The sequence below is a fragment of the Oleispirillum naphthae genome (assembly GCA_027864655.1).
In the GTDB taxonomy this organism is placed as follows: domain Bacteria; phylum Pseudomonadota; class Alphaproteobacteria; order Rhodospirillales; family Rhodospirillaceae; genus Oleispirillum; species Oleispirillum naphthae.
The window spans coordinates 80,821-92,776 of the sequence record JAQAZG010000013.1; the positions used below are offsets into that span (position 1 = coordinate 80,821).

Here is an 11,956-nt window from a genome sequence, read left to right on the forward strand (position 1 = left end):
GCCATCACGCGGCGTGACGGTTATGGCCGCTTACGCGGCGAAAAACCGGTTATGGGGTCATGGGGCCTCCCGGCCCCTTGCGGGTCCAGGGCGGAGCCCTGGCCTGGTTTTTACCCCGCCCACCCGATCAGCGCCTTTACCTCTTCGGGCGTTGCGCCCGCGTCGCGCAGGCTGGACAGCGTCGGCGCGCCGGTGCGTTTGGCGAGGCGGTGGCCGGAGGCGTCGGCGAGCAGACGGTGGTGCCGCCATTCGGGAGTGGGGAGGTTGAGGAGGTATTGGAGGAGGCGGTGGACGTGGGTGGCGGGGAGGAGGTCTTCGCCGCGGGTGACGCAGGTGATGCCTTGCGCCGCGTCGTCGAGGGCGACGGCGAGGTGGTAGCTCGCCGGGGTGTCGCGGCGGGCGAGGACGACGTCGCCGAAGATCTCCGGCGTGGCGGTTCGGCTGCCGCGGTCGCGGTCGTGCCAGGCGAGGCGTGGGGCGCGGGCGAGCGCCTTTCCCATGTCGAGCCGCCAGGCGTGGGGGGCTCCGGCGGCGATGCGGCGGGCGGCCTCCTCGCTGGGGAGGCCGCGGCAGGTTCCGGGGTAGAGCGGGCCGTCGGGACCGTGGGGGGCGGAGGCGGAGGCGGCGATTTCACGGGCGATGTCGGCGCGGGAACAGAAGCAGGGGTAGAGCAGGCCCTCGGCCTTGAGGCTATCGAGGGCGCGGGCATAGGTTCCCATGCGTGCGGACTGCCGCCACACCGGGGCGGGCCAGGCGAGGCCGAGCCAGGCGAGATCGGCGAAGATGCCTTCGACGAAGGGTTCGCGGCAGCGGGTGGAATCGATGTCCTCGATGCGCAGCAGGAAGCTGCCCTCGGGACCCGCCTCGCGCGCCGCGAACAGGGCGGAGAGCGCGTGCCCGGGGTGGAGCGGACCGGTGGGGCTGGGGGCGAAGCGGGTGGTCTCGGCGCGGCGTGTCATTGCACCGGCATAGCCGATTTTCCATCGGTATCGCAACGGCCTGCGGGACAGGTGCGACCGTCACAATCCTGTGATGCAAGATCAAGGGGTTTCTGCTATATCTGGACACCAGATGTCGTGCCCCATGTGGCGACATGGCGTGCGGCTTTCCGACCGTAGGAGGTTCCGGTGACCTTCGATGGGGATTTCGCCCCGGCCCTGGTGCTGAATGCGGACTTCCGTCCGCTGAGCTATTTTCCGTTGTCGCTTTGGTCCTGGCAGGAAGCGATCAAGGCGGTCGTGTCCGATCGGGTGCAGGTTCTCTCCGAATACGACACGGTGGTGCGCTCCCCCAGCCAGTCGATGCGTCTGCCCAGCGTGATCGCGCTCAGGGACTACGTGCCCACGGTGCGGCGTCCGGCGTTCACCCGCTTCAACGTGTTCCTGCGCGACCGCTTCTGCTGCCAGTATTGCGGCCGGCGTTTCCCCACCCAGGACCTGACTTTCGACCACGTGATGCCGCGTTCCCGCGGCGGGCGGACGAGTTGGGAAAACGTGGTCACCGCCTGCCAGTCGTGCAACCTGGCGAAGGCGGACCACCTGCCGAACCGCCCCGGCTTCCGCCCATGGCGCATGCCCGAGATGCCGACCACCTTCGAATTGCAGGAAATCGGCCGTTCCTTCCCGCCGCACCACCTGCACAAGAGCTGGTGCGACTTTTTATACTGGGATACGGAACTCGAGGATTAGCGCCGGTAGAATCAGCTCAGGGGCGCTGCCCCCGGCCCCCAACTTTTTTCGCCGCGCAGCGGCAGACAACCGCCACGCCGCGTGATGGCTTTATCGCGCTGCGCGCAAAACCGAAAGTTAGGGGGTGCGCGAGGGGTCTAAGACCCCTCGCAAAGTTTTGGTTTTCAGCCTAGCCCCGCGGGTAGAAGCGGCGTTCGCGCCAGAGGCGGCGTTCCGAGGCGAGGATCAGGCACAACAGCGTCAGCCCGGACGAGGCGATCAGGTTGTAGGCGGTGAGCGACAGGCCGAAGAGGGTCCACGGCACCGCGTCGCAGCGCACGGTGGGTTTGACGGAGAGCGCCTTTTCCATGTCGGCGAGGGTGAGCGTGGCGGTTTCGCCGGTGCAGCCCTGGCTGCCCGCCCACCAGGCTTGCTCCACGCCGACGTGATAGAGGGCGAGCGCCGCGCCCGCGGCGAAGATCGCGGCGCAGATGAGGACCACGGTGCGCCGCCGCGCCGGGGCGAGCGGCATTGCCGTGCCGAACAGGGCGAAGCCGGTGGTCAGCGCATAGGGCACCCGCTGGTAGGTGCAGAGCACGCAGGGGTCGATGCCGAAGACGTATTGCATCACGAAGGCGGCGGCGAGGATGCCGAGGCTGGTGACGGCGAGGAAGAGGCAGACGCGGATATCCGGGGAACGGGGCATCGGGCTTTCGGGGTTGAGGTCAGACCGCCAAATACTTAAGGGCGACGAACCCGCCGATCAACAGCACGAAGAACAGGGTGGCGAGCTTGCCGAGGTGCGCCTCGATGAATCCGCGGATCGGATCGCCGAACTTCCACAACAGCGCGGCGACGAGGAAGAAGCGCAGCCCCCGCGCCAGCACCGAGGCGATGGCGAAGACGAAGGGGTTGAGCGCGGTCAAGCCGCTGGCGATGGTGATCACCTTGTAGGGGAAGGGGGTGACCCCCGCGCCGAAGACGATCCACGCGCCCCAGTGATTGTAGAGCGCCTGGAAGGACTCGAACTTGTCCATGTAGCCGTAGAAGGCGAGAATCGGCCGCGCCACCTGGTCGAACAGGAACAGCCCGATGGCGTATCCGGCGAAGCCGCCGATGACGCTGGCGACGGTGCAGACCAAGGCGATGCGCCAGGCGCGGTGCCGTGCCGCCAGCACCATGGGGATGATCAGCACGTCGGGCGGAATGGGAAAGACCGAGCTTTCGACGAAGGCGACGACGGCGAGCGTCGCCATGGCGTGCGGGGTGGCGGCTTGCGCCATGGTCCAGTCGTAGAGACGTCGCAGCATGATGGCCTTCGCGGCGGAAAAAACCGGCTCGTGTGTAGCAGGCGGCGCGGGGCGCGTCTACAGGATCAGAAGAGGACGCGGCGGATCATGTTGAGGCCGACGATCAGCAGCATCGCGCCGACCAGGGTCATGAAGCGCTCCTGCGGAATGCGGTCGCGCAGGCGCTTGCCGATCGCCATGGCGCAGCCCACCACCCCCCATCCGGCGGCGGAGAGCGCCCACACCGAGGGCGGCGCGAAACCGGAGACCGCGAGGCCGAAAAACAGCGGCGCTTCGCCGACCAGGAAGATCACGCCCATGGTGCGCACGAAGGCGGTCTTGTCGAGGCGCAGGCTGAACAGGTAGGGCACCACGGTCGGCGCGAAGAAGCTGCTCATCCCGCCGACCAGGCCGGAGACGAGGCCGATGGCGGGGCGCAGCCGCCGGTCCACGCCGGAGGGGATCGTGGGCTTCCACCCCGCCAGGGTGGACACCGCGAACAGGCTGACCAGGCTGCCGAGGATGATCGCGGCATAGGCGGTGGGAATGGAGGTGATGAGCAGCGCGCCGACGGTGCTGCCCAGGAACATCGGGATCAGCAGCGCGCGGAAGGCGGCGGCGGTCTCCAGCAGGCTGCCGCCGACGCGCGCCTGCAGGAAGTTGGCCCCCATGATCGGCAGGATCATCGTGGCGATGGCGGAGCGCGGGTCGATCACCGTGGAGATGATCGGCACCGCGATCATCGGCAGGCCCATGCCGACGGTGCCCTTGACGGTGCCGCCGACGGCGAAGGCGAGTGCGATGACGGCGAGGTCGGCGGCGCTCAGGTCTCCGAAGAGGAAGTCCACGGGGTTGTCTCCAGGTTTTGGATCAGGGCGTCGAGCAGCCGCACGCCGAAGCCGCGCGGTCCGCCGCGTTCCTGTTCGGTTTCCGCGGGCGCGTCGGCCGCGCCCGCGATGTCGAGGTGCGCCCACGGCGTTTCCGCGGCGAAGCGGGAGAGGAAGCCCGCGGCGTGCAGCGCGTCGGGCGCCGTGCCCCAGGCGCAGTTCTTGACGTCGGCGATGGTGGAGGAGAGCGCGTCGTCGTCGGCTCCGGGCAGCGGCAGCCGCCACACCGGCTCGCGGCTCGCGGCGGCGGCGGCGGCGATGCGCGCGGCCGCGGCGTCGCGGTTGGCGAACAGCCCGGCGTGCCAGGCCCCGAGGGTGCGCACCACCGCACCGGTCAGCGTGGCGAGATCGACCATCAGGAAGGGGGCGAACGCCTGCCGCGCATAGGCCAGCGCATCGGCCAGCACCAGGCGGCCCTCGGCGTCGGTATCGACGATTTCCACGGTGGAGCCGTCATGCGCGGCGATCACGTCGCCGGGGCGCGCGGCATTGCCGGAAACCGCGTTTTCCGCCACCGCCAGCAGGCCGACGACGGGCAGCGGCGATTTGCGTTCCGCCGCGGCGCGCACCGCGCCGAGCACGGCGGCGGCCCCCGCCATGTCGCCCTTCATCTCCTCCATGCGGTCCGCGGGCTTGATCGAGATGCCGCCGGTGTCGAAGACGATGCCCTTGCCGACCAGCGCCAGCGGCGCGGCCTTGGGGTCCGCCCCCGGCCAGGCGAGCACGATGAGGCGCGGCGGCCGCGCCGAGCCGCGCCCCACCGCGTGGATCAGCGCCAGGCGGCTTTCCAAAAGCGCCTCCCCGGCGATGGTGGAGACGCGCACGCCGAGGGGGGCGAGGCTCTCCGCCGCCGCCTGCATCTCGTCGGGGCCGAGGCGGTTGGCCGGTTCGTCGGCGAGGCGGCGCGCCCACAGCGCGGCCTCGACGGCGGGGCCGAGTCTTTCCCACGCGGCTTCCGCCGCGGCGGGGTTGGTGGAGAGGATCACCGCCTCGCGGGGGCGGGCGGCGGGGTCGGCAAACGGGTCCTTCACCCGGCTTTTCAGCGAGAGGCGCGGCTCGACGCGCAGCGCCAGCCCGGCGGCGAGCGCCGCCGCGGTCTCGGGGAAGAGGTCGGCATCGACGAACACCCGGCGCACCCCGGGCCGCGCCGCCGCCGCGCCGATGCGCCGTCCCAGCGCCTCCGCCGCCGCGGCGGTGAAGTCCGCCGGGTTGCCCAGGTCCGCCGCGCCGGTGAAGCCGCAGGGACCGATCGCGGCGGGGTGGAGAAGGCCGCCCGGCGCGGGTTTCTTCGGCACGCCTGCGGGGCGCGCGGCGGAGCCGCGCACCGCCGGGCGCTTGCGTGTCCCGGCGATCCAGGCGTCGGCGGCGCCGAGGGGAAGGGTCCGCCACGGCGCCGCGTCGTTCCGTCCGGCGAAGCGGATGCGGATCATTTCCGGGCTTTTCTCGCCGGAGCCTTGGGCGCGGGGGCCGCCTCATAGGCGGCGGCGATAAGGCGCTCCAGCAGGCGCACGCCGAAGCCGGAAGCGCCCTTCGGCACGGTGCCCTTGGCCTTCTTGGTCCAGGCGACGCCCGCGATGTCGAGGTGCGCCCAGGCGGTGCCCTCCCGGACGAAGCGTTGCAGGAACTGCGCCGCGGTGATCGCCCCTGCCTCGCGGCCGCCGGTGTTCTTCATGTCGGCGATGTCGGAGTCGATCTGCTTGTCGTAGGCCTCGCCCAGCGGCAGCCGCCACAGCGGTTCGCCCACCTCGGCTCCCGCGGCGGCGAGCGCGGCGGCGAGCGCGTCGTCGTTGGAGAAGAGCCCCGCATGCTCGGAACCGAGCGCGATGACGCACGCCCCGGTGAGGGTGGCGAGGTCGATCACCGCCTTGGGGTGGAAGGTCTCCTGCACGTACCACAGCGCATCGGCGAGCACCAGGCGGCCCTCCGCGTCGGTGTTGATCACCTCGATGGTCTGGCCGGACATCGAGGTCACCACGTCGCCGGGGCGCTGCGCCGCGCCCGAGGGCATGTTCTCCACCAAGCCGAGGATGCCGACCACGTTCACCCGCGCCTTGCGGCGGGCGAGGATCTGCAACAGGCCGGTGGTCACCGCCGCGCCGCTCATGTCGGTCTTCATTTCTTCCATGTTGGCGGCTGGCTTGATCGAGATGCCGCCGGAGTCGAAGCATACGCCCTTGCCGACGATGGCGACCGGCGGTTCGTCCTTTTCGCCGCCCTGCCAGCGCAGCACCACGAGCTGGGAGTCCCGCTCCGAGCCCTGGCCGACGCCGAGGAGCGCGCCCATGCCGAGCTTGGCCATCTCCTTCTCGCCGAGCACGGTGACCTCGACGCCGTCCTTTTCCAGGCCCTTGGCGACCTTGGCGAAAAGCTCCGGCGAGAGCACGTTGGCGGGTTCGGAGACGAGGTCGCGGGTCAGGCCGACGCCGTCGGCGACCGCCGACATCGGCAGGAAGGCGGTCTTGGCGGCGGCGAAGTCGTCCAGCCGCACGGTGAGGTCGGAGACGCTGGGCTTGTCTTCCGGCTTCTGCCTGGTGCGGTAGAGGTCGAAGCGGTAGGAGGCGAGCGCCGCGCCGAGCGCCGCGTGCGCCGCGAGCATGGCGGCGGAGGCCTTGGTCTTGGCGATCGCGTCCACGGAGATGGTCAACTCCGCGGCGCGGGCCTTTTCCGCCGCCGCCTGCGCCGCCGCGCCGAAGGATTCCATGCGGCGGGCGTCGATTCCCTCCGCCTTGCCGAGGCCGATCAGCACGATGCAATCGGCGGAAACCCCGGCGGGGGCGACGACGGAAAGCGTCTGCTCCGCCTTGCCGGAGAAGCGCGCCGCGGCGATGGCGCGGGTGAGCGCGCCGCCGCAGGCTTCATCGACGGTCTGGGCGCTGGGGGTGAGGATGCCGGTCTCGAGAACGCCGACGGCAAGGCACCCGGCTTTCGGCAGTCCGGGCTTGGCGAAGGTGACTTTCATGCGGAAGATTCCTTAAGACAACGGGCGCGGAAGCGCCGCGGAAGGTCGATGGTTTCGATATTGCCCGGAACCGCATGCGGTGCAAGGCATTGCTCAGGTTTTTCGGCACGGCCGGCGGCGGATAGGCATCTCCACGGGTTCGCGCCGCCGCCCCCAGGTGCCGGGCGGTCCGTCGAAGACGCCGGGCAGGCGCGTGCCGCAACGCACGCAACGGCCGGAAGCGTCGAGGCCGTAGCCCTCGATCTCGTACCAGTCGCGGCGGATCGCCGCCGCGCCGCAGCCGGGGCAGAACGTGGCGTCGCCCTCCGCATCGTGGACGTTGCCGGTGTAGACGAAGCGCAGGCCCTCGGCCATGGCGATGCCGCGGGCGCGGGCCAGCGCCGCGGGCGGCGTCGGCGGCACTTGCATCATCCGGTGGGCAGGGTGGAAGGCGGAGAGGTGCAGCGGCACGTCGGGGGAAAGCTCGGCGGCGATCCAGGCGGCCATCGCCGCGATCTCCGCGTCGGAATCGTTGTGGCCGGGGATGACCAGGGTGGTGATCTCGAGCCAGGTCGCGGTCTCGCGGGCGATGAAGCGCAGCGCCTCCTTCACCGGGGCGAGGCGCGCGCCGCAGACGCGGGCGTAGAACGCCTCGGTGAAGGCCTTGAGGTCCACGTTCACCGCGTCGAAGGCGGGGAAGAATTCCGCCGCCGCGGCGGGGGTGATGTAGCCCGCGGTCACCGCCACGCTGCGCACCTGCGCGGCGCGGCAGGCGGCGGCGACGTCGAGGACGAATTCCAGCGCGACGATCGGCTCGTTGTAGGTCACCGCGACGGCGCGGCAGCCCTTGTGCGCCGCGGCATAGGCGATGTCCTCCGGCGTCACCTCCGGGCTCAGGCGTCCGGTTTCCCGCGCGCGGGAGATCTCCCAGTTCTGGCAGCAGGCGCAGGCGAGATTGCACCCCGCGCCGCCGAAGGAGAGAATCGGCGAACCGGGGAGGAAGTGGTTGAGCGGCTTCTTCTCCACCGGGTCGATGCAGAAGCCGGAGGAGCGCCCGTAGGTGAGAAGCTCCATCCGCCCGCCCGCGTTGGCGCGCGCGAAGCAGGCGCCGTGCCCGCCGGGGGCGATGACGCAACCGCGCGGGCACAGATCGCAGGCGATGGAGCCGCCCTCGCCGGTCGGATGCCAATAGCGGGCCGCCGACATGATTCCCTCCCGCGGCATGGAATGCTAGAGTGATAAGACTTACTTTATAGCCGTTTATTATTCTTGAAAACGGATTGCCGCCCCGGTTTGCGGGGCGCGGAATGCATTCACGGAGGCTGCCAGGCATGAACCAGCATGCATTGCGGGTGCGTCCCGCCGCCGTCGCCGGCATGTTCTATCCCGAGGACCCCGAGGATCTGCGCCGCGAGGTGGCGGATTATCTCTCCACGCCCGAGGCGGCGGCGGAGGAGGACCTGCCCAAGGCGGTGGTGGTGCCGCACGCGGGCTACCGCTATTCCGCGCCGGTGGCCGCCGCGGCCTATGCCCGGCTCGCGGCCGCGCGCGGCAAGGTGCGCCGCGTCGTCCTCATCGGGCCGACCCACCGCGTCGCGGTGGCGGGCTTCGCGCTGTCCAATGCCGAGGCGTTCGACACGCCGCTCGGCCCGGTGGCGGTGGATACCGCCGCGGTGGACCGCCTGGCGCAGCGCCCGGATGCGGTGCGCATGGACCTGGCGCACGCGCAGGAACACTGCCTGGAGGTGCAGCTTCCCTTCCTCAAGGAGACCCTGGGCGAGGTTTCCATCGTGCCGGTGCTGGCGGGCCAGGTGTCGCCCGAGGCGGTGGCCGACCTGCTCGCCGGGCTGTGGGGCGGCCCCGAGACCCTGATCGTGGTGAGCTCCGACCTCTCGCATTATCTGTCCTACGACGATTGCGTGACGCTTGACGCGGTGACCACCCACGCCATAGAGACGATGTCGCCGGAAAAGATCGACCGCCCGCAGGCGTGCGGACGGCTGCCGATCGCCGGCCTCCTGCTCTGCGCCAAGGCGCGGGGGATGTCGGTGAAGACCCTGGACGTGCGCAACTCCGGCGATACCGCCGGGCCGCGCGGCCAGGTGGTGGGATACGGGGCCTGGGCGTTTTTCGAGGGGAAGATGGAACAACCGCTGACCGAAACCTACGGCGAGGAGATGCTGGCGCTGGCCGACGCGTCGATCCGCCACGGCCTGGACCACGGCGCGCCGCAGCCGCTCAACTTCGACGCGGTGTCGCCGGAGCTTCTGGAATACGGCGCCACCTTCGTCACCCTGCACCGCGAAGGCCGCCTGCGCGGCTGCATCGGCACGATGCGCACGGCGCGCACCATCGCCGAGGACATCGTCGCCAACGCCTTCGCCGCGGCGTTTTCCGACTCGCGGTTTCCGCCGCTCACCGCCGAGGAGATGGACGGCCTCGACATTTCGGTCTCGCTGCTCGGGCCGCTGGAGCCCATCGACTTCACCGACGAGCACGACCTCGTGGCGAAGCTCGACATGGGCGTCGATGGGCTGGTGATCGCCGACCACGGGCGGCGCGCGCTGTTCCTGCCGCAGGTGTGGACCCAACTGCCGGACCCGGTGGTGTTTCTCGCGCAGTTGAAGCTCAAGGCCGGGCTGCCGCTCGCCGAAAGCCCGACGCTGCAGGCGTGGCGCTTCCGCGTCGATGCGGTGGGCCGCGACGCCTGATGCCCGCACCGCTTCCGGCCGATGACGCGGTCATCCGCGCGGCGGGGGAACGCCTCGCCCGCGGCGAACTCGTCGCCTTTCCCACCGAGACGGTCTATGGCCTCGGCGGCGACGCGCGCAACGACCGCGCCGTCGCCGCGATCTTCGCGGCGAAGCGCCGCCCCGCCTTCAACCCGCTGATCGCCCACGTGCCGGACCTCGCCGCGGCGCTGCCGCTGGCGCATTTCTCCGCTGCGGCGCGGACGCTCGCGGAAGAGTTCTGGCCCGGGCCGCTCACCCTGGTGCTGCCGCGCCGCGACGGCTGCGGCCTTTCCCACCTGGTTTCCGCCGGGCTTGCGAGCGTCGCCATCCGCATCCCGGCGCATCCGGTGGCTCTGGCCATCCTCTCCGCCGCGGGCTGCCCGGTGGCGGCGCCCTCGGCCAATCCCTCCGGCCGGGTCAGCCCGACGTGCGCCGGCCACGTGGCCGAGGGCCTGGGCGACGCGGTGGCGATGATCGTCGATGGCGGCCCCTGCGCGGTGGGCGTGGAAAGCACGGTGCTGGACATGACCGGGGGTGCTCCCCATGTGCTGCGTCCCGGCGGGGTGACCGCGGAGGCGGTGGCCGCCGTCCTCGGCGTGGCGGTGGGCTTCGCGCCGCCGCCCGCGCCGGACGGGCCGCTGCTCTCGCCGGGGCAGATGGCCAGCCACTACGCGCCCGGCCTGCCGGTGCGGCTCAACGCCGCGGCGGCGGAAGCGGGCGAGGCGCTGCTGGGCTTCGGGCCGGTGGCCGGGGCGGCGCTCAACCTCAGCCCCGCGGGCGACGTGGTGGAGGCGGCGGCCAACCTCTTCGCCATGCTTCGGGCGTTGGACGGCGGGCCGTATCGTGGTATTGCGGTGTCTCCGATTCCGGACGCCGGGCTCGGAGTCGCGATCAACGACCGGCTGATGCGCGCGGCGGCGCCGCGCCCCTGATTCATAGACGTTTTCGAGGTCCCCGAATGAGCCAGACCGCCCTTCTCGCGGCATTGAAGTCGATTGTCGGCGAGGCCAACCTCCTCACCGCCGCCGCCGATATGGAAACCTACATCAACGAGGAACGCGGCCTGTTCCGCGGTTCGCCGCTGGCGGTGGCGCGCCCCGGCACGACCGAGGAAGTCTCCGAGGTCGTTGCGGCCTGCGCCGCGGCGGGGGTGGCCATCGTGCCGCAGGGCGGCAACACCGGCCTGGTCGGCGGCGGACTGGCCGACGGCGAGGTGATCGTCGCCACCGGACGGCTCAACCGCATCCGCTCCCTCAACCCCGAGGACTTCACCATGACGGTGGAGGCGGGCTGCGTGCTGGAAGACATCCGCAATGCGGCGGAACGGGCGGACCGGCTGTTCCCGCTGTCGCTGGGCGCGCAGGGGAGCTGCCAGATCGGCGGCAACATCTCCACCAACGTCGGCGGCATCAACACCCTGCGCTACGGCACCGCGCGCGACAACATCCTCGGCCTCGAGGTGGTGCTGCCCGACGGCCGCATCTGGAACGGCCTGCGCGCCCTGACCAAGGACAACACCGGCTACTCCCTGCGCAACCTCTTCGTCGGCGCGGAGGGCACGCTCGGCATCGTCACCGCCGCGGTGCTCAAGCTCTATCCCAAGCCGGTGCAGATGGAGACCGCCTTCTGCGCGCTCGAAAGCCCCGAGGCGGCGCTGGAACTGCTCGCCCGCGCGCGCCGCGCCAGCGGCGACCAGGTGGCCGCCTTCGAGCTGATCTGCCGCGACGGGGTGCGCCAGTCGGTGACCTATCTCGAGGGCGTGACCGACCCGCTGGACGCGGAATACCCGTGGTACGTGCTCACCGAGTTCACCTCCGCCAACCCGGAGGAGCCGCTGCGCGACACCTTCGAGGGCTTCCTCGGCGATGCGCTGGAGGACGGCGTGATCCTCGACGCGGTGCTCGCCGAAAGCCTGGAGCAGCGCCGCAGCCTGTGGCGCATCCGCGAGGAACTGCCGGAGGCGGAGAAGTACGAGGGCGGCTCGATCAAGCACGACATCTCGGTGCCGGTGCGCTCGATTCCGGAATTCATCCGCCGCGCCACCGCCGCGGTGCTGGAGTTCATGCCCGGCAGCCTGCCGGTGCCCTTCGGCCACGCGGGCGACGGCAACATCCACTTCAACGTCACCCAGCCCAAGGGCATGCCGGTGGAGGAGTTCTTCACCCACTGGCACCCGATGAGCCGCATCGTCTACGACATCGTGGACGAACTGAACGGCTCGTTCTCCGCCGAGCACGGCGTCGGACGCTTCAAGATCGAGTACCTGGAGCGCTACCGCCCGGAGGTGGAACTCGACATGATGCGCCGCATCAAGGCCGCCCTCGACCCGCAGAACACGATGAACCCCGGCGCGCTGTTCGGCCCGCCGCTGGAATAAAACCAAAACGTCCTGGAGGGTCGCGGACCCTCCAGACCTCCCGTAACCTTGGTTTTTGCGCGGAGC

At 70.8% G+C, this 11,956-nt stretch carries 11 protein-coding genes; 4 read left to right on the forward strand and 7 right to left on the reverse strand.

All coding sequences use genetic code 11. The annotated features are described in order from the left end of the window. Positions 1-110: 110 nt before the first annotated feature. Complete coding sequence (gene gluQRS / locus O7R11_RS13465) at positions 111-959, reverse strand: tRNA glutamyl-Q(34) synthetase GluQRS (protein ID WP_337998046.1); 849 nt, start codon at positions 957-959, stop codon at positions 111-113. 168 nt (positions 960-1,127) lie between these two features. On the opposite strand from gluQRS, the gene O7R11_RS13470 reads away from it, so the two are divergent. Further along, complete coding sequence (locus O7R11_RS13470; RefSeq protein ID WP_337998047.1) at positions 1,128-1,688, forward strand: HNH endonuclease; 561 nt, start codon at positions 1,128-1,130, stop codon at positions 1,686-1,688. 169 nt (positions 1,689-1,857) lie between these two features. On the opposite strand, the gene O7R11_RS13475 is transcribed toward O7R11_RS13470, so the two are convergent. From O7R11_RS13475 to amrS, 6 genes are all read right to left on the reverse strand, one after another. Further along, positions 1,858-2,373 (reverse strand): disulfide bond formation protein B, encoded by a 516-nt coding sequence (locus O7R11_RS13475; RefSeq protein WP_337998048.1) that lies wholly within the window; start codon positions 2,371-2,373, stop codon positions 1,858-1,860. A 19-nt stretch (positions 2,374-2,392) separates the two neighbouring features. Then, on the reverse strand, positions 2,393-2,977 hold the full coding sequence (locus tag O7R11_RS13480; RefSeq protein ID WP_337998049.1) for a YqaA family protein: 585 nt from the start codon (positions 2,975-2,977) through the stop codon (positions 2,393-2,395). A 65-nt stretch (positions 2,978-3,042) separates the two neighbouring features. After that, positions 3,043-3,804, reverse strand: a complete 762-nt coding sequence (locus O7R11_RS13485) for a sulfite exporter TauE/SafE family protein (RefSeq protein WP_337998050.1) — start codon at positions 3,802-3,804, stop codon at positions 3,043-3,045. Beyond that, positions 3,780-5,273 carry a leucyl aminopeptidase family protein gene (locus O7R11_RS13490; protein ID WP_337998051.1) on the reverse strand — a complete coding sequence of 498 codons (1,494 nt, stop codon included), beginning with the start codon at positions 5,271-5,273 and terminating at the stop codon, positions 3,780-3,782. Before O7R11_RS13490 ends, O7R11_RS13485 begins: the two co-directional genes overlap by 25 nt. Then, entirely contained in the window at positions 5,270-6,802 is a 1,533-nt protein-coding gene (locus O7R11_RS13495; protein WP_337998052.1) for a leucyl aminopeptidase, read from the reverse strand. The genes O7R11_RS13490 and O7R11_RS13495 overlap by 4 nt, the downstream gene beginning before the upstream one ends. A 93-nt stretch (positions 6,803-6,895) precedes the next feature. Then, entirely contained in the window at positions 6,896-7,987 is a 1,092-nt protein-coding gene (gene amrS / locus O7R11_RS13500) for an AmmeMemoRadiSam system radical SAM enzyme (RefSeq protein ID WP_337998053.1), read from the reverse strand. Positions 7,988-8,112: 125 nt separating this feature from the next. On the opposite strand from amrS, the gene amrB reads away from it, so the two are divergent. Genes amrB through O7R11_RS13515 form a run of 3 tightly spaced genes read left to right on the forward strand, consistent with a single transcriptional unit; the run spans position 8,113 to position 11,890 of the window. Then, a complete protein-coding gene (amrB, locus tag O7R11_RS13505) occupies positions 8,113-9,492 on the forward strand; it encodes an AmmeMemoRadiSam system protein B (RefSeq protein WP_337998054.1) in 1,380 nt (459 codons plus the stop codon). Continuing rightward, complete coding sequence (locus tag O7R11_RS13510; RefSeq protein WP_337998055.1) at positions 9,492-10,445, forward strand: L-threonylcarbamoyladenylate synthase; 954 nt, start codon at positions 9,492-9,494, stop codon at positions 10,443-10,445. The genes amrB and O7R11_RS13510 overlap by 1 nt, the downstream gene beginning before the upstream one ends. A gap of 26 nt (positions 10,446-10,471) precedes the next feature. Next, positions 10,472-11,890, forward strand: a complete 1,419-nt coding sequence (locus tag O7R11_RS13515) for an FAD-binding oxidoreductase (RefSeq protein WP_337998056.1) — start codon at positions 10,472-10,474, stop codon at positions 11,888-11,890. Positions 11,891-11,956 lie beyond the last annotated feature (66 nt).